The 17,138-nt window shown below is 54.3% G+C and carries 15 protein-coding genes; 14 read left to right on the plus strand and 1 reads right to left on the minus strand.

Annotation, left to right across the window (positions count from 1 at the left end; genetic code table 11):
• Window positions 1-8: 8 nt before the first annotated feature.
• The 12 genes from ACYZTX_RS11065 (at window position 9) to fabF (ending at window position 14,833) form a co-directional block, all read left to right on the plus strand.
• Window positions 9-1,310, plus strand: coding sequence for an NAD(P)/FAD-dependent oxidoreductase (locus tag ACYZTX_RS11065; protein WP_462034078.1), 1,302 nt, complete (start codon window positions 9-11; stop codon window positions 1,308-1,310).
• A gap of 120 nt (window positions 1,311-1,430) precedes the next feature.
• A complete protein-coding gene (locus ACYZTX_RS11070) occupies window positions 1,431-3,392 on the plus strand; it encodes a hypothetical protein (protein ID WP_462034079.1) in 1,962 nt (653 codons plus the stop codon).
• A gap of 306 nt (window positions 3,393-3,698) precedes the next feature.
• Window positions 3,699-4,730 (plus strand): GDP-mannose 4,6-dehydratase, encoded by a 1,032-nt coding sequence (gmd, locus tag ACYZTX_RS11075; RefSeq protein WP_462034080.1) that lies wholly within the window; start codon window positions 3,699-3,701, stop codon window positions 4,728-4,730.
• Entirely contained in the window at window positions 4,730-5,626 is an 897-nt protein-coding gene (locus tag ACYZTX_RS11080) for a GDP-mannose 4,6-dehydratase (RefSeq protein ID WP_462034081.1), read from the plus strand. The genes gmd and ACYZTX_RS11080 overlap by 1 nt, the downstream gene beginning before the upstream one ends.
• Complete coding sequence (locus tag ACYZTX_RS11085) at window positions 5,627-6,772, plus strand: glycosyltransferase family 4 protein (protein ID WP_462034082.1); 1,146 nt, start codon at window positions 5,627-5,629, stop codon at window positions 6,770-6,772. It begins immediately after the preceding gene.
• Window positions 6,769-7,878: a glycosyltransferase family 4 protein gene (locus ACYZTX_RS11090; RefSeq protein WP_462034083.1), complete on the plus strand. Its 1,110-nt coding sequence runs from the start codon at window positions 6,769-6,771 to the stop codon at window positions 7,876-7,878. Before ACYZTX_RS11085 ends, ACYZTX_RS11090 begins: the two co-directional genes overlap by 4 nt.
• Window positions 7,879-7,935: 57 nt before the next feature.
• Window positions 7,936-8,907, plus strand: a complete 972-nt coding sequence (locus ACYZTX_RS11095) for a UDP-glucose 4-epimerase family protein (RefSeq protein ID WP_462034084.1) — start codon at window positions 7,936-7,938, stop codon at window positions 8,905-8,907.
• A complete protein-coding gene (locus ACYZTX_RS11100) occupies window positions 8,904-9,932 on the plus strand; it encodes an MraY family glycosyltransferase (protein ID WP_462034085.1) in 1,029 nt (342 codons plus the stop codon). The genes ACYZTX_RS11095 and ACYZTX_RS11100 overlap by 4 nt, the downstream gene beginning before the upstream one ends.
• 106 nt (window positions 9,933-10,038) lie before the next feature.
• The gene (locus ACYZTX_RS11105) at window positions 10,039-12,033 is read left to right on the plus strand and encodes a polysaccharide biosynthesis protein (RefSeq protein WP_462037021.1); all 1,995 of its coding nucleotides are present in this window, start codon (window positions 10,039-10,041) and stop codon (window positions 12,031-12,033) included.
• Window positions 12,034-12,145: 112 nt separating this feature from the next.
• Window positions 12,146-12,481, plus strand: a complete 336-nt coding sequence (locus tag ACYZTX_RS11110) for a ComEA family DNA-binding protein (RefSeq protein ID WP_462034086.1) — start codon at window positions 12,146-12,148, stop codon at window positions 12,479-12,481.
• 250 nt (window positions 12,482-12,731) lie between these two features.
• Window positions 12,732-13,526, plus strand: coding sequence for an SDR family NAD(P)-dependent oxidoreductase (locus tag ACYZTX_RS11115; RefSeq protein WP_462034087.1), 795 nt, complete (start codon window positions 12,732-12,734; stop codon window positions 13,524-13,526).
• Window positions 13,527-13,558: 32 nt separating this feature from the next.
• Window positions 13,559-14,833 (plus strand): beta-ketoacyl-ACP synthase II, encoded by a 1,275-nt coding sequence (fabF, locus tag ACYZTX_RS11120; RefSeq protein WP_462034088.1) that lies wholly within the window; start codon window positions 13,559-13,561, stop codon window positions 14,831-14,833.
• Here fabF and ACYZTX_RS11125 read toward each other — a convergent pair.
• Complete coding sequence (locus ACYZTX_RS11125; protein ID WP_462034089.1) at window positions 14,830-15,390, minus strand: TetR/AcrR family transcriptional regulator; 561 nt, start codon at window positions 15,388-15,390, stop codon at window positions 14,830-14,832. The two genes, fabF and ACYZTX_RS11125, sit on opposite strands and share 4 nt — an antisense overlap.
• A 176-nt stretch (window positions 15,391-15,566) precedes the next feature.
• Here ACYZTX_RS11125 and ACYZTX_RS11130 point away from each other — a divergent pair, with 176 nt between their 5' ends.
• Together ACYZTX_RS11130 and ACYZTX_RS11135 are read left to right on the plus strand one after the other, a co-directional pair.
• Entirely contained in the window at window positions 15,567-16,220 is a 654-nt protein-coding gene (locus tag ACYZTX_RS11130) for a GntR family transcriptional regulator (protein WP_462034090.1), read from the plus strand.
• A 15-nt stretch (window positions 16,221-16,235) separates the two neighbouring features.
• Window positions 16,236-17,087 (plus strand): urea carboxylase-associated family protein, encoded by an 852-nt coding sequence (locus tag ACYZTX_RS11135; protein WP_462034091.1) that lies wholly within the window; start codon window positions 16,236-16,238, stop codon window positions 17,085-17,087.
• Window positions 17,088-17,138 lie beyond the last annotated feature (51 nt).

Consider the following 17,138-nt stretch of genomic DNA (forward strand, 5'->3'; position numbering starts at 1 on the left):
AATCGTAAATGAATAATTATGATGTGGTAATTGTGGGTGCCGGCTTCACCGGCTTGACGGCGGCTTATGTGCTGGCTAAACAAGGTAGGCGCGTACAAGTTATTGAGGCTGACTCTACCCCAGGCGGGCTCGCAGGGATCTTCGAGTTTGATGACGGCGTTCGTGTCGAAAAATTCTACCATCATTGGTTTAACAATGATGTTTTTGTCCCGGAGTTGGTGAAGGAACTCGGCCTGGAAGGCGACGTCATTTTGCTTCCGACCCGTACCGGTATGTACTTTAATGGCCGCATGTGGAAACTTTCCACGCCATTGGATCTGCTTCGGTTCAAGGCGCTGTCATTCATTGACCGTATTCGCCTGGGACTTTTGGTATTTCAGGTTCGCAAGATCAAGGATTGGAAAACCATTGAGCACTTGAGTATCCGCGAATGGTTGGAGGGCATGTGCGGTAAGTCAGTATACAAAGTTGTCTGGGAACCGCTGATTAACTCCAAGTTTTCGGTGTATGCCGAAGCAGTCAACGCCGTATGGATGTGGAAGAAGCTGGTTTTGCGCGGCAGCACCCGTAACGACAAAGGCGGCGAAGAGCTGGCCTACTTCAAGGGTGGTTTCGGGCGACTCGCTGAAGCGCTAGTGACTGGTATTCGTGCACATGGCGGGGAAGTCACATTCAATTCTGCTGTGCAAGGTCTGGTGACCGAAGGCAAACAGATTACTGCAGTAACGACTGAACAAGGCACCGTGCAAGGGAATAAGTTTCTCTTTACACCATCGTTCCCTTTGATTGCTGATATGTTTAAGGGGGTCGTCGAGGATCAGTGGCTGACGAAACTTCGCCGGGTTAAATACCTTGGAAATATGTGTCTGGTGCTTCGTCTAAAGCACAGCCTGTCCGATACTTACTGGCTGAACGTCAATGATCCAGGTTTTCCCTTTGTTGGAGTTATTGAACATACTAACTTTGATACTCCGGAAAACTATAAGGGTACTCATATTGCGTACTTGTCGCGTTATCTCGCTACCGAAGATCCTGTGTGGGAATACAGCGATGAACAGTATCTCGACTTTGCGTTGACTCACCTCAAGCGCATGTTTCCGAAGTTCGAGAAAGACTGGGTTGTGGATTACAAAGTCTGGCGGTCAGAGTATGCTCAGCCGGTGACAGAGCGAAATTACTCTGAGTATGTGCCGGATGCATCGACTCCGTTTGATAATGCCTTGATCTCGACCATGGCTCAAATTTACCCCGAGGACCGCGGGACTAACTACGCCATTCGCGAAGGCCGTTTGATCGCTGAGAAGCTCTAAGTCGAGTTTAATTGTCACTTCGATGGTTCAAAATTATTGAGCTGTCGAAGTGTCGATCTCTTAGCGAGCGATGAAGGGCTCGTTATTCGCCGTGACCGAAAGTTATTATCAAGGTAGTTTATGCGTGCTTCTATAAAAGCGAACCCTGTAAGGCCAGATCACGGTATCTCCGCCTATGTCTGGATAGTGTTGTCTTTGCTTTTTGTATTTATTGTTCTGTGGCGTTTGCCCCCGCAGCGTGTCGGTGACGGATCAGAATATTATGCTATGTACTTCGCGTGGTTGGATACCTTAAAGCCATGGATGAGCGCAATCTCATTTAATGCCTATCAACAATTATTTTTGTCGAATACCATTGTTGGCGTCGTACCGGGTGACTCGTTGGCTAACTCTTTTCCTGCGCTCAAGTTGGGGGTGACGGCGGATTTCAATCACTTTTGGTTTTATAGTTTTCTAGCTTTTTTTGTGGCCAAAGTGGTGGGGCTGTTCGGGGTCGGGTTGGAGCCGCATACTGCGTTTCTTGGGTTGCATTTCCTGCTGTTGACTGTGACTGCGATGGTCGCTCACCGGTTATATGGTAAGAGTGGAGTAGCGGCGTTTATACTCATGACGCTGTTTTCACCGATGCTTTGGTTTTTTGACAAGGTCCATACCGAATTATTTACCTACTGTTTCACATTGATGGGGGTAATGTTTGTTTTTTCCAGCCGGTATTTATTGGCTGCCTTTTGTTTGGCGATGGCGTCAACGCAAAATCCGAGTTTTGCACTTGTTGCCTTTGTTCCTTTTATTTATCACATTGTTCTGCGTTGGGCGGAAAAGTTTACCTTGATAGAGGTATGCTTGGTGGTGGCAACCGCGTTAGCGGTGCTGGCGCACCCTGTTTATTACTTCCTGCGTTTTGGTGTACTCACACCGCAGTTGCTAGCTGGGGGCGCGTCGCTGGGGGGGAACCTGTCAACCTTCTATATTTGGATTCTGGATCCTGATCTTGGTTTGCTTCCTAATTGGCCGCTCGGCGTAGTTTTAACGTTGGCCGCCTTGGCCTATCGGGTATTTGCCTCTGAGCGAACGGTTGGCCATTCGAATGTGATGTTCTATGTGTTTTGCGCAATTTTCTTGTTAGTGAATTTTTATGCGCATTCGTCTACGACAAATCTCAATTCTGGCGCGACACCAGGTCTGGCAAGGTATTCGCTTTGGTATTTACCGATCTGGTTTCCAATTGTGTATTACGTCGTGCGAAAGTTACCGGAAAACAAGTTTCTGGCTGTGGTGTTGCTTGTTCCAGTAGTGTTGATTGGCTTGGTCAGTATTTCAAAAAATAATCCGAAGCGCTCGGAGCAGTATTCCAGCCCAACTTGGATTTCCAATGCGATTCAGACCAAACTGCCTTCTTTTTACACGCCACCGGCAGAAGTTTTTGCCGAGCGCTATTCCGGTTATGGTGAAGGAATTAATAGCTTCAATCCGCTTGGTGTGTTGGGTCCAGATTGTCGAAAGCTCCTGGTTTTTTCAGGGCAAAATCGTCAGCTAATAACAATCCCTCCTCACTGCCATGTCGATGAGCAAAAGTTGCAGACGTTGGTACGGACTTTCGGCAATGAAAGTGCTGATCATTTTGTCCATCTAAGTGACGCTGACTATCGCGATTTACTTCTTAAGGTCGCTCCAGGAGGGTACTCTGTCGGGACTGCCGGAACAGGTAACTTCTTGCTCTATTCTGGATGGTACGATCTTGAGTCGTGGGGCGTTTGGTCAAAAAATAAGAAGGCCTCCCTTTCGTTTCCTTGTAACGATGTGCAATTTTATTCTTCAAAATCTACGCTGGATTTGGTTCTTAGCTTTCGTAGCTATGGTAGGCAAGAGATAAGTATTACTCAGGGCGGGGATAGTCTTTTCGAGGGCGTGCTCAAGGAGCCAGTAGACGTCAGTGTCCAGGCGGCGGTATTCAAGTGTAACAACAACACTATTGACCTTGATATTAATGTTCGAAAACCGATGTCGCCTGCGGAGTTGGGTGAGTCCAATGACCAGAGGAATATTGGTGTTGGGCTGTCCAAGATTACCGTTATGCCGTGAGATATAACGGGTATTACACTGTTTTTGGGGCGTTGGGACATGCCAGCAATCGGTTGGCGCTATAGTGTATGCAGTGGTAGGTCCAAGAGACCGCAGCTTTCAAGTTTTCGTACTGCTTGTCCTGTCGCAAGCTCTTTGGCGAAAAAAAGCCTGCCATTGCATCTTCCAGTCGAGCCGCCTCCCCGTAACCCATTGTATACTCATCTTTGAATTTTCACGCGCAAGTGGCCGAAGGCCATCTCGCTCGGCTCGATTTATCTGTGAATGCCCTCAGTGGCATTTATTAAATGGAGGTTGGTAACCCGAATGAAAGCAATCGTAACTGGAATCACTGGTCAAGACGGCGCCTACCTGGCGGAACTGCTGCTGGAGAAGGGGTACACCGTATACGGTACCTACCGTCGTACCAGTTCTGTCAATTTCTGGCGTATCGAAGAGCTGGGCATTCAGTCCAACCCTAATCTGCATTTAGTCGAATACGATCTGACCGATCTGTCGGCCAGCATCCGCCTGCTGCAGTCCACCGAAGCCACCGAGGTCTACAACCTTGCTGCGCAGAGCTTCGTGGGTGTTTCGTTCGAGCAGCCGATCACTACCGCAGAGATCACCGGTCTCGGTGCGGTAAACCTTCTCGAAGCGATTCGGATCGTTAATCCGAAGGTTCGTTTCTATCAGGCATCAACCTCTGAGATGTTCGGCAAGGTGCAGGCTATCCCGCAGATCGAAAGCACGCCTTTCTATCCGCGCAGCCCTTATGGTGTCGCCAAGCTCTACGCTCACTGGATGACCATCAACTATCGTGAGTCGTACGGCATTTTTGCCACCAGCGGTATCTTGTTCAACCACGAATCCCCACTGCGTGGCCGTGAGTTTGTGACCCGCAAAATCACCGACTCCGTCGCCAAGATCAAGCTGGGTCTGTTGGACAAGATGGAGCTGGGCAACCTCGACGCCAAGCGCGACTGGGGCTTTGCCAAGGAATACGTGGAAGGGATGTGGCGCATGCTGCAGGCCGATGAGCCGGATACTTTCGTGTTGGCGACCAACCGCACCGAGACCGTTCGCGACTTCGTTTCCATGGCGTTCAAGGCTGTTGGTATCACTATTTCCTGGGCGGGTAGTGCCGAGGCCGAGCAGGGTACTGATACTGCCACCGGTAAAGTGCTGATCACCATCAATCCGAAATTCTACCGCCCAACCGAGGTTGAGTTGTTGATCGGAGACCCGGCCAAAGCCAAGGAAGTTCTGGGTTGGGAGCCTAAAACGTCGTTGGAAGAGTTGTGCCGCATGATGGTCGAAGCTGACTTGCGTCGTAATGAACAAGGATTTTCGTTCTGATGACCATTGCCGGCAAACGTGCGCTGATTACAGGTATTCAAGGTTTCACCGGTCGTTACATGGCGGATGAACTTCGGGCTCATGGCTACGAGGTGATTGGGTTGGGCAGTCAGCCTTCCAATGAGCGCAATTATCATCAGGTGGACCTGGCGGATGGCCCGGGGTTGCGTACGTTGCTGGCAAAGATTCAGCCGGATGTTGTTGTGCATCTCGCGGCATTGGCGTTTGTTGGGCATGGCGCAGCGGACGCGTTCTATCAGGTCAACTTGATAGGTACGCGTAATCTGCTGGAAGCCGTCGCGGCCAGTGGGAAATCCCTGGACTGCGTGCTGATCGCCAGCAGCGCCAATGTCTATGGCAATGCTTCGGGTGGCCTGCTGTCGGAAACCACATCCCCGGCACCGGCCAACGATTATGCCGTTAGCAAGTTGGCCATGGAGTACATGGCCAACCTTTGGCATGAGCGTCTGCCTATCGTCATTAGTCGTCCTTTCAACTACACCGGCGTGGGCCAAGCCGAGAACTTCCTGTTGCCGAAAATTGTTTCGCATTTTCGGCGCAAGGCGCAAAAGATCGAGTTGGGCAATCTCGATGTTTGGCGTGATTTCAGCGATGTTCGCGCATTGGTGAAGGCTTATCGAGGGCTTATCGAGGCGAAGCCACTGGGGCAGACTATCAACGTCAGCTCTGGCAATACCCATTCGCTTCGCGAAGTCATCGAAATGTGCAAAGGGTTCACCGGGCATGATATCGAGGTCGAAGTGAATCCGGCCTTTGTGCGAGCCAATGAGGTGAAAACCTTGTGCGGGGACAACTCGAGGTTGCGGGCGCTGGTACCTGGCTGGACAACACCGTCCCTAGGCGAAACTCTTGGCTGGATGTTGACGGCTGAATAAATGAAGTTAATTCTTTCTGTTGAACCGGTCCGCTTCCCGCTGACCGGTATTGGTCGCTACACCTATGAATTGGCGCTGCGACTGCAGCAGAACCCGGAAATCACCGACCTGCAATTTTTTGCCGGCCGGCGGTTTCTACCAGCGCTGCCTACGGCTGCCGACGAGTCGGGCAACGGCTATGGCTTGAAACGAGCCGTACAGAAAAACTTCCTGGCGGTTGAAGCGTATCGGCTTCTTATGCCGTTGCTCAGGAAACACGCATTAAAAGGCCATGGTGATTTTCTTTATCACAGCCCGAATTATTACCTGCCGCCTTTTGCTGGCCGCAGTGTTGCTACCTTTCACGATCTGTCTCCCTTCACCTGGGCTCACTGCCATGCGCCGCAACTTGTGCGCTATTTGCAGAAAGAGCTTAAAGCCACACTGGTAAGAGCAGATGCGCTGATTACGGACTCTGAGTACACGCGCAAAGAGTTGGCGGAGTATTTTTCCTGGCCCATTGAGCGTATCCATACGGTGCCGCTGGCCAGTTCTGCCGAGTTTCATCCTCGCAGCGCGGATGAACTCAGAAACACGCTTTCACGCCACGGTCTTACGGTTGGTGGTTACAGCCTGTTTGTCGGGACGATCGAGCCTCGCAAGAATATCGAGACGTTGCTTGATGCCTATTCCCGACTGCCTATCGAAGTACGCAAGCGCTGGCCTTTAGTGTTGACTGGCTATCACGGCTGGCGCAACGAAAGCATTCACCAACGGCTCGAAAGTGCCCGACGTGAGGGTTGGGCCTTTTATCTAGGCTTTGTACCCAGTGAAGACCTACCCCTGCTGTTTGCCGGGGCTCGTCTTTTTACCTTCCCTTCGCTGTATGAAGGGTTTGGTTTGCCGGTTCTGGAGGCTATGAGTTCTGGCGTTCCGGTCGTTTGTTCAAACAGCTCATCACTCCCAGAGGTTGCTGGCGATGCGGCCCTGATGTGCGAAGCCAAGGACACCGAGACATTGACTGGACTCATCCAGCGAGGTCTGGAGGACGAGATGTGGCGCTCCAGTGCCGTTGAACAAGGCTTGCTACATGCCGCGAGATTTTCGTGGGAGCGCTGCGCAATGGAAACGCTTCAGGTTTATCAGAAGGTGGTCAAAGGACAATGATCAAGGTTCTGCACTTCTTCAAGACGTACTACCCGGAAACCATGGGTGGTATTGAGCAGGTCATCTTTCAGATTGCTGAAGGTGGAACCAAGCACGGCTTTGAGTCCGAAGTGCTTTATCTCAGTGAGCGAGGTGCGGCGCGTAATGAACAGGTGGGACACCACCTGTCTCATCGTTCCAAACTCGACCTGCACGTAGCGTCCACCGGTTTCTCGCTATCGGCATTCAAGGATTTTGCCGAACTGGCGAAGAAAGCTGACATTGTTCACTATCACTTTCCGTGGCCTTACATGGATCTTGTTCACTTCGCCAGTCGAATTCGCAAGCCTACTGTAGTCAGTTATCACTCTGATATCGTCAAGCAAAAGACACTCCTCAAGCTTTATCAGCCATTGATGAATCGCTTCCTGTCTAGCGTCGACTGTATCGTTGCTTCATCACCCAACTACGCTGAAAGCAGTCCGGTATTGACGCGCTTCAAAGACAAAGTCCGCGTTGTTCCCTATGGGCTCGACCGGCAAACCTACCCGACGCCTTCTGCTGAAAAACTGGATTTCTGGCGTGCACGTCTAGGGGAGCGTTTTTTCCTGTTTGTGGGTGCTCTGCGCTACTACAAAGGGCTGGACTATCTGCTTGAAGCTGCAAAAACCACTCAACTGCCCGTCGTCATTCTGGGGGGCGGACACCTTGAGATGGAGCTCAAGGCTCAGGCAAATCAATTGGGGCTGTCGAATGTACATTTCCTCGGTGGCTTACCTGATGAAGATAAAGCAGCTCTGCTAACGCTGTGCTATGCGTTCGTTTTCCCGTCGCACCTGAGGTCCGAGTCTTTCGGTATTTCGCTGCTTGAGGGGGCGATGTACGGAAAGCCGATGATTTCTTGTGAGATTGGCTCCGGCACGACGTACATCAACATCGCAGGTGAGACAGGGCTTGTCGTTCCTCCCCGCGATTCTGTTGCGCTGGCAGGCGCAATGAACCAGCTCTGGAATCAGCCAGCGGTTGCTGCTTCGATGGGAGAGGCTGCTGCACGGCGTTTCGAAGAGGTGTTCTCAGCTGATTCGATGGCGAAATCCTATGCTGAGATTTATCGATCTCTGCTTTGAAGTATTGCGACACAGTGCCCGAGCATTGATGTTCTTATGTATTCCCAAGGGCCACCCATGAGTTCGAAAACATTCCTGGTTACCGGTGGCAGTGGTTTTGTAGGGCGCGCACTGATTAAACGTTTGGTGCAGTTGCATGACTGTTCTGTTGTGGCGCCGGTCCGAGCCACGTCGGCTTTGCTCCCGGAGGGTGTGCGCCAGCTACCTCTGACGAGTCTCAATGGGACAAACGATTGGAGTGAAGCCCTCACCGACGTCGAAGTTGTTGTCCATGCCGCTGCTCGTGTCCACGTCATGAAAGAGGTCTCTTCCGATCCGCTGTCGGCGTTTCGTGAAGTCAATGTCGAGGCTACATTGAACCTCGCTCGCGCGGCCGCGGCGTCCGGAGTGAAACGTTTTATCTACATCAGCTCGATTAAGGTAAACGGTGAGGGGACCCCGCCTGGTACTGCGTACAGCGCAGATGATGTACCTGCTCCGATTGACCCTTATGGGATCTCGAAGCTTGAGGCAGAGCAAGGGTTGAAGGTGCTTGCCGCAGACACGGGCATGGAAGTGGTCATCATCCGCCCTGTGCTGGTCTACGGGCCTGGCGTCAAGGCCAACTTCCTCAGCATGATGCGCTGGTTGTACCGTGGCGTTCCCTTACCTTTTGGCGCTGTCCATAATCATCGCAGTCTCGTTGCCATAGACAATCTGGTGGATTTTATCGTGACCTGTTCCGAGCACCCAGCGGCCGCCAATCAAGTGTTCCTGGTCAGTGACGGCGAGGACGTGTCGATCACGCAATTACTACGCAAGTTGGCGGGCGCTCTGGGCAAACCTGCCATATTGTTGCCAATACCTGCCTGGCTCATGAGCGGTGCGGCAGCGTTACTGGGCCGGCGAGCGCAGTCGGATCGGATTCTCGGGTCCCTGCAGGTTGATATCAGCAAAAACCGACAACTATTGGGCTGGACGCCTCCGGTCACCCTCGATAAAGCCCTGAGCCTGACGGCACAACATTTTCTGGATTTGCGTAAATCATGAGTTATGGCTGGTTTATCCCTGTCATCGTTGCTGTGTCTTTTTCCCTCACCTGGGCTTTACGTCGTTACGCACTGTCTCGAAGCCTGATGGATATTCCCAATGCCCGAAGTTCTCATTCGGTCCCCACTCCTCGAGGAGGCGGGGTGGCAATTGTCCTGGCGTTTACCTTGGCGCTGGGAATGCTACTGATTGCGGGGTTGATGCCTTCTTCGGCGTTTTTGGCGATCGCCGGAGCAGGTGCTCTGATCGCCGTTATCGGCTTTATGGATGACCACGGACACATCGCGGCCCGTTGGCGCTTATTGGGGCATTTCGCTGCGTCGGCGTGGTTGCTGTTCTGGATCGGCGGGTTACCCGTTGTTGAAATCGGCGTGGGGACTTTCGACCTCGGGTGGTTTGGCCATGTGTTAGCAGCGTTTTATCTGGTATGGCTACTTAACCTTTACAACTTCATGGACGGAATCGACGGGATTGCCAGCGTCGAGGCGATTTGCGTTTGCCTTGGGGCTTGCCTCCTGTATTGGGTGAGTGGTGCAACGGACTTGGCCTGGGCCCCATTGTTGTTGGCCGTGTCCGTGGCGGGTTTCCTCTTTTGGAATTTCCCACCCGCCCGGATTTTTATGGGGGATGCCGGGAGCGGATTCCTGGGTATTGTCCTTGGTGGGCTCTCACTGCAAGCAGCCTGGGTCTCTGCTGACTTGCTATGGGGTTGGCTGATTCTGCTCGGTGTATTTATTGTTGATGCAACTTTCACTCTGTTTCGCCGTTTACTCAGGGGCGACAAGATTTACGAAGCACACCGCAGCCATGCCTATCAGTTTGCCTCTCGTCGTTTTGGCAACCATTTGCCGGTTACTATGGCAGTGGGCGCGATCAATTTACTTTGGTTGTTGCCTATCGCACTAGGCGTTACGCAATTTGGTCTGAACTCAAGCCTGGGTTTGATTCTGGCCTATGCTCCACTGGTTATGCTGGCGATCAAGTTTCGTGCTGGAGAGCTTGAAGGGTTATCGGTGAAGAACTGAGTAACAATTCTGTCATTTAGGATTAAAGTGGATGAGATGCGCCTATAAAGTTTCACCACGGTGATGCGGCAGTTGAAGGGAGAAGGCTGAGGTGTTTGAAGAGTTCATGGATCGGGTCCGGGCGAGTCTTGTAGGGCTTCCGAGGCGCCAGAAGCGATTGATACAGGTTGCCACAGACATTTTTCTGGTCTGGGTTGCCTTGTGGTTGGCGTTTATCGTCCGTCTGGGTATCGATGATATGTACAACCCTTTCAGGGTTCATTTCTGGCTGTTTGTCAGTGCCCCGGTCGTCGCCATTCCCCTGTTTATCCGCTTCGGCATGTATCGGGCAGTGATGCGCTATTTCGGCAACGACGCGTTGATTGCAATTATCAAGGCCGTCAGTTTGTCTGCGTTGATTCTGGCGGTCGTGGTCTATTGGTACAGTAACCACGAAACGGTGGTGCCGCGTTCTATTGTCTTCAACTACTGGTGGCTCAGTCTGGTCATCATTGGTGGGCTGCGCCTTTGCATGCGTCAATACTTCATGGGCGACTGGTTCACGGCCGCCCAGCACGTACCGTTCACCAGTCGCGACGATCGCCTCACCAAAGTCGCCATCTACGGTGCAGGTGTGGCCGGCAACCAGCTTGTAGCGGCACTTCGCATGGGCCGAGTCATGCGTCCCGTGGCGTTTATCGATGATGATCCAAGCATTGCGGATCGTTCGATTGCAGGACTACAGGTCTACAAACCCAAACACATCCAACAGATGATTGACGTAACCGGCGCGCAGGAAATCCTCCTTGCGCTGCCGTCATCGACCCGTGCGCGCCGCAGGGAAATTCTAACGTTGCTAGAACGTTTCCCCCTTCACATCCGAAGCGTACCCAACTTCACCGATCTGGCCAGCGGCCGGGTAAAGGTCGAAGACATCCAGGAAGTGGATATCGCCGACCTTCTGGGACGCGACTCGGTCCCAGCGCAACCAGACCTGCTCGAACGCTGTATCAAAGGCAAGACAGTGATGGTCACGGGCGCTGGCGGATCAATAGGCGCGGAACTGTGCCGGCAAATTTTCGCACTGGGTCCGACCACGCTTTTGCTGTTCGAGCACAGTGAATTCAACCTCTACAGCATTCTTTCGGAACTTGAGCGGCGCGGTTGTCGGGAGTCGGTCTCTGTTCGGCTGCTTCCTATCCTTGGCTCGATCCGCCATCAGGACAAACTTCTGGATGTGATGAAAACCTGGGGCGTGGACACCGTCTACCACGCCGCTGCTTATAAGCACGTCCCGATGGTCGAGCACAACATTGCCGAAGGCGTGCTTAACAACGTCATTGGCACGCTCAACACTGCTCAGGCTGCGTTGCAATCCGGCGTGTCAAACTTTGTGTTGATCTCCACCGACAAGGCCGTACGCCCCACCAATGTCATGGGCAGTACCAAGCGTCTCGCCGAAATGACGCTTCAAGCGTTGAGTCGTGAGATTGCCCCAGTGCTGTTCGGCGACAATGCCAATGTATCCCGGGTCAACAAGACCCGTTTCACCATGGTGCGCTTTGGCAATGTGCTGGGGTCTTCCGGCTCAGTGATCCCGCTGTTTCACAGGCAGATCAAATCCGGTGGCCCGTTGACGGTCACGCACCCGAAAATCACTCGCTATTTCATGACCATCCCCGAAGCCGCGCAACTGGTGATCCAGGCGGGTTCCATGGGGCAGGGCGGTGATGTGTTCGTTTTGGACATGGGCGAGCCGGTGAAGATTGTCGAGCTGGCAGAGAAGATGATTCACCTGTCCGGTTTGAGCATTCGTTCGGACAAGAATTTGCAAGGCGACATTTCCATCGAATTCACCGGTCTGCGTCCAGGGGAGAAGCTTTACGAGGAGTTGCTGATTGGCGACAACGTGGCAGCGACGCAACATCCGATGATTATGAGCGCCAACGAAGATCATCTGCCTTGGGATGTACTCAAGGGTCGTTTGAGGGAGTTGCTGATTGCAGTCGATCATGACGATTACAGTCGGGTCCGTCAGCTCCTGCGCGAAACCGTCAGCGGCTACACCCCCGACGGCGATATCGTCGACTGGATCTACCAGCAACGTCGTCTCGAACCCTGATTGTTTCACATCCTGTAACGGACACATTTTTGACAGGCTCCAGACATCGCCTAAGTTTGGGAGGCAGCTTCGGAAAAGCTGCTTTCTCAATCGATGTCATGGAGCGTCATTTATGCGTACTGGCTATTTCTACTCTCTGGTTTTTGCCCTGCTCACCAGCGCTTCTATTGCGGCCATTGCTGCACCGACGGCCAAGCCTGAGGCTGGCAATGCACCTTTGGTGCTGGAAGTTTCTCCCAAGGCACAGACCGACAAGGTCGATCTGAATCAGGCCGATGCGCCAACCCTTCAGCGCGAGTTGTCCGGTGTGGGGGAAGCCAAGGCCAAGGCGATTGTTGCTTATCGTGAGAGTAATGGGCCGTTTGCGTCCTTGGACGAGTTGCTCGAAGTGAAGGGGATCGGTAAAGCCATTCTGGATAAGAATCGCGAGAAGCTTGAGGTGAACTAAGCTTATATGTCAGCGCCAGGGGCCGGTCATTGACCGGCCTTTTTTTCATTTCTGACGAGATGAATTCATCAGAAGATCAGGAGATCGCAGCCTTCGGCAGCTCCTACAAGGGCAGACCTTTCGTCGATGTTAGAAAAATTACGTCTATCATATGCCGTTCAGATTATGCCTATAATAAAAGACTTTCCGCCATAGCGTTCTGAGCCTCGGGCGCTTGTCTTTCCCTTTGGCATCTCACAGGAGCACAGTCATGAATTCTGTTCAGTCCCAAGGTACAGCCCTTGTCACCGGTGCTTCTTCCGGTATCGGTGCGATTTACGCTGAGCGGTTGGCGGCACGTGGGTTTGATTTGTTGTTGGTCGCCCGTGATCAAGAGCGGCTGGAAGCAGCGGCGACCAGGTTGCGCGCCGAGCATGGCGTTCAGGTCGAAGTGCTCAAGGCGGATCTGATGCAAAAAAATGATGTGTTGAAGATTGAGCAGCGTCTTCGCAGTGATTCGAGTATCAGCCTGTTGCTGAATAACGCCGGTGTTGCCGCTGATGGGTTGTTGGCCAATTCCGACATGGATCAGCTGGAACGCTTGATTCAATTGAACGTGACAGCGGTCACGCGATTGGCATCGGCCGCGGCCGCCAGTTTTGCCAAGGCGGGTCGCGGGACGATCATCAACATCGGATCAGTGGTGGCATTGTTCCCAGAGCGCTTCAACGCAACTTACAGCGCCAGCAAGGCATATGTGTTAAGTCTGATGCAGTCGCTGAACGCCGAGCTGGAGGGCACAGGGGTCAAGGTGCAGGCCGTGTTGCCAGGCGTAACACGCACCGAAATCTGGGAACGCTCCGGTATCGACGCTACCCAGATTCCGGCGGATATGGTGATGGAAGCCGGGGAGATGGTTGATGCGGCGTTGTCGGGTCTGGACCAGGGTGAGTTGATCACCATTCCTTCGTTGCCGGATGCGGCCGACTGGGATGCCTTCGTTGCGGCGCGTCATGTGATGGCGCCGAATCTTTCCAAAAGTAAGGCCGCCGCACGTTACAAGTGAGGCACCATGAATCGGCTTGAGGTATTTGCGGTATGAGTGATCGTCGAGTAGTTGTAACGGGCATGGGCCTGGTGTCTCCACTGGGTTCTGGCGTCGAAGCTGTCTGGTCGCGTCTGTTGGCCGGGCGTTCCGGGTTGCGCAATTTGCCGGACGAGGTGGTTGCCGATTTGCCGGCCAAGGTCGGTGGTGCAGTGCCGACGCTGGAGGACGATCCCGAGGCGGGTTTTGACCCGGATCGGGCGACGGCACCTAAAGAGCAGAAGAAGATGGACCGCTTCATTATGTTCGCCATGGAAGCGGCGCGTCAGGCGCTGGAACAGGCTGGTTGGAAAGCAGCGGACGCCAATGACCAGGAGCGTACTGCAACCATTATCGGTTCTGGCGTGGGTGGTTTCGGTGCGATTGCCGATGCAGTGCGCACCACGGACAGCCGTGGACCGCGACGCTTGTCGCCGTTCACCATTCCTTCATTTCTGGTCAACCTCGCTGCGGGTCATGTCTCGATTCAGCACGGTTTCAAGGGCCCGTTGGGTGCTCCGGTGACGGCGTGCGCGGCCGGGGTGCAGGCGATTGGTGATGCGGCGCGGCTGATTCGTTGTGGCGAGGCGGACATTGCGGTGTGCGGCGGCGCGGAAGCGGCGATTGATCGCGTCAGTCTTGCCGGGTTTGCCGCGGCTCGCGCCTTGTCCAGTGGTTACAACGAAACCCCGGAGCTTGCCTCGCGGCCGTTCGACAGTGGCCGCGATGGCTTTGTCATGGGGGAGGGCGCAGGCCTTCTGGTGATTGAATCCCTGGAGCATGCCTTGGCCCGCGGTGCTCAGCCGCTGGCGGAGTTGGTCGGTTACGGCACCAGTGCCGACGCCTATCACCTGACGGCGGGTCCCGAGGATGGCAGCGGTGCGCGCCGGGCGATGTCGCTGGCGTTGGCCCAGGCGGGCATTTCGCCGGCGCAGGTGCAACACCTCAATGCTCACGCGACCTCGACGCCGGTCGGGGATCTGGGGGAGTTGGCGGCCATCAAGGCGTTGTTTGGCACGGATAACAAAATTGCGGTGACGTCGACCAAATCTGCCACCGGGCATTTGCTTGGCGCAGCGGGCGGTATCGAGGCGATCTTCACGCTGTTGGCAATTCGCGATCAGGTCGTGCCGGCCACCCTCAACTTCGATAACCCGGACCCCGCTGCCCAAGGCGTGGACATCGTCCATGGTAAGGCGCGGCCGATGGCAATCGAATACGCGCTGTCCAACGGCTTTGGATTTGGTGGGGTGAATGCCAGCGTGCTGTTCAAGCGTTGGGAGGGCTAGTCCCGAGTTTGTTTGAGGTAGGCGCGAGTCACGTCGAGAATCCGCTGAGCCAGCTCTGGATTCTCGACACTCCGTGCCAGCAGTAACGCCCCGACCAACGTCGACATGATGACGATGCTTTGGTCAGCGGCGACGCCGTCGTCTTCAAGGGTGCCTTGCACTTGTTCGAGCCGTGCGTTGAGCACCGCGTCAGTGGTCGGGCTCTGCTGCCCGCGCAGGCCGAGTTCCGATGACATGGTCGGCAGCGGGCAACCCTCATGAGGCGAGGTCTGGTGCCATTCGGACAAATAGGCGTCGATGAACGCCTCCAGCGGGCGATCCTGAGCGAAGAGCTCGGCGCAAATGATATCGACCTGCTCGCCTGCGGCTTGCAAAGCCTTTTCAACCAGTTCGTCCTTGGACTTGAAATGCGAGTAGAAGCCACCGTGAGTCAGGCCCAGTGCTTTCATCAGCGGTTGCAGACCGGTCGCGCCAATGCCATCGCGGCGAAAGCGCGCTGAAGCTTCCTTGATGATGCGTTCGTGGGTCTGGGCTTTATGGTTCTGCGAGTAACGCATCGTGTGTCTCCGCAACAATGCGCCATCTTAACCAATGAAAATGGGATGGTGACTGTACTTCTACTTCTAAAAAGCATGCAGATGCGTCCAACTCCATTCTGCTGTTTCGAATTAATTGGCACGAATAGTGATTGCTCATTAATTGACGATTGTTGAACAATCACGAGGCAATGAGTATGAACAGCGGACTGTCCCTCGCCGACCACATCACACTTGAGTTGCGCGCCGACATCATTGGCGGTCGTTTGCTGCCCGGCATGGCGTTGGTGGAGAACGATCTGGTGTCTGCCTACAACGCCTCCCGCAATACCATCCGCGAAGCGTTGCACCGTCTGGGGCAGGAAGGCCTCACTCGTTATGTGCGCAACAAAGGTGTGATGGTGCGCAGGCTGGGCGTCGAGGACGTGCGGGATCTGTTCAAGGTCAGGCGCACCCTGGAGCTGCAGGCCATCAGCGCGAGTCAGCCGCTGCGCGATTATCAATCCGACCGGATGCTCGAAGCCCTGGAGGCCACCGAGCTGGCCCGGGAGCGCGAGGACTGGCGCGCCGTCGGCACCCACAGCCTGGCTTTTCATCAACACATCGTCGGATTGCTGCGCAGTCCACTGTTCGATGAGTTCTTCACCAACGTCGTCGCGCAACTGCGTTTGGTGTTCTGCACTGCTCCTGACGAATCAAGTTTTCAGGCGCCCTGGCTGGCGCGCGACCGGCACATACATGAGTGGCTGGCCGAGGGTGACAAACGCGCGGCCGAGGACGCCATGAGCCTTTATCTCGACGATTCCGAACACCTCCTGTTGCAGATGCTTACCCGTTCTTCCCATCATTGATCGAGGATTCGTGCCATGTACAAAGACTATCCGGCGGCCTATCAAGTCAGCAAAGGCTCAGCCTTGCAGGTGGACAAAGCCTTCTACGAGCGGATTCGCGACAAGAAGGATGGGCGCACGCTGATCGAGGAATTCGAGGTGCCGATCCGCACCGGTCGCGCCTGGAAAGTGCCGGCCGGGCACGTGTTCCGGGTGACCACTCCCGTCGGTCCGCAAGTGGGCGATTTCAACGTCTGGAATGCCAACGATCCACGGGAGCGTTTGTGGGCGGCACGCACCCGGCAATTACAAGGCGCACACGTCAGCACCCATGACCGGCTCTGGTCGAACCTGCCGTTTTTACGTCCGCTGGTGACCATCACCGATGACAGCCTGGCCGGCTACGGGATCGATGAACATGGCGGTCGCTTGCATGATTTGCTCGGCACCCGCTGCGACCCCTATGTGAACAAAATGCTTACCGGCGAAGACTTCCATCATCACTGCCATTCGAACCTGACCCGCGCGGTGCTGCCCCATGGCCTGACCGAGTTTGACGTGCATGACGTGCTGAACATTTTCCAGTGCACGGGCCTGAATCACGACGACATGTATTTCATGAAAGCCTGTCCGGCGCAGAAGGGCGATTACCTGGAATTTTTCGCAGAAATCGATCTGTTGTGTGCACTCTCGACCTGTCCGGGCGGTGACCTGTCGCTGGCCATGTGGGGGCCGGATGCGCAGGATCCGCTGAGCGTGTGTCGCCCGCTAGGGGTTGAGATTTATCGTGTGGAGGATTCGTTGCTTGAGGGCTGGAGCCAACCGGAACGAGCGGCCTATAGAGGGCTGCATGGCCTGCACATCGCCAAGGCGGAGTGGGAAAAGTAAGAAGCAAAAAGATCGCAGCCTTCGCGTAGGAGCTGCCGAAGGCTGCGATCT

It is taken from the genome of Pseudomonas sp. MDT1-17, from assembly GCF_054898105.1.

Coding starts and splice junctions, on each gene's coding strand:
- fabF (WP_462034088.1), top strand. CDS start 13,559: ATGAGTGATCGTCGAGTAGTTGTAACGGGCATGGGCCTGGTGTCTCCA.
- ACYZTX_RS11105 (WP_462037021.1), top strand. CDS start 10,039: ATGGATCGGGTCCGGGCGAGTCTTGTAGGGCTTCCGAGGCGCCAGAAG.
- ACYZTX_RS11100 (WP_462034085.1), top strand. CDS start 8,904: ATGAGTTATGGCTGGTTTATCCCTGTCATCGTTGCTGTGTCTTTTTCC.
- ACYZTX_RS11135 (WP_462034091.1), top strand. CDS start 16,236: ATGTACAAAGACTATCCGGCGGCCTATCAAGTCAGCAAAGGCTCAGCC.
- ACYZTX_RS11070 (WP_462034079.1), top strand. CDS start 1,431: ATGCGTGCTTCTATAAAAGCGAACCCTGTAAGGCCAGATCACGGTATC.
- ACYZTX_RS11085 (WP_462034082.1), top strand. CDS start 5,627: ATGAAGTTAATTCTTTCTGTTGAACCGGTCCGCTTCCCGCTGACCGGT.
- ACYZTX_RS11065 (WP_462034078.1), top strand. CDS start 9: ATGAATAATTATGATGTGGTAATTGTGGGTGCCGGCTTCACCGGCTTG.
- ACYZTX_RS11115 (WP_462034087.1), top strand. CDS start 12,732: ATGAATTCTGTTCAGTCCCAAGGTACAGCCCTTGTCACCGGTGCTTCT.
- ACYZTX_RS11080 (WP_462034081.1), top strand. CDS start 4,730: ATGACCATTGCCGGCAAACGTGCGCTGATTACAGGTATTCAAGGTTTC.
- ACYZTX_RS11110 (WP_462034086.1), top strand. CDS start 12,146: ATGCGTACTGGCTATTTCTACTCTCTGGTTTTTGCCCTGCTCACCAGC.
- gmd (WP_462034080.1), top strand. CDS start 3,699: ATGAAAGCAATCGTAACTGGAATCACTGGTCAAGACGGCGCCTACCTG.
- ACYZTX_RS11130 (WP_462034090.1), top strand. CDS start 15,567: ATGAACAGCGGACTGTCCCTCGCCGACCACATCACACTTGAGTTGCGC.
- ACYZTX_RS11095 (WP_462034084.1), top strand. CDS start 7,936: ATGAGTTCGAAAACATTCCTGGTTACCGGTGGCAGTGGTTTTGTAGGG.
- ACYZTX_RS11090 (WP_462034083.1), top strand. CDS start 6,769: ATGATCAAGGTTCTGCACTTCTTCAAGACGTACTACCCGGAAACCATG.
- ACYZTX_RS11125 (WP_462034089.1), bottom strand. CDS start 15,390: ATGCGTTACTCGCAGAACCATAAAGCCCAGACCCACGAACGCATCATC.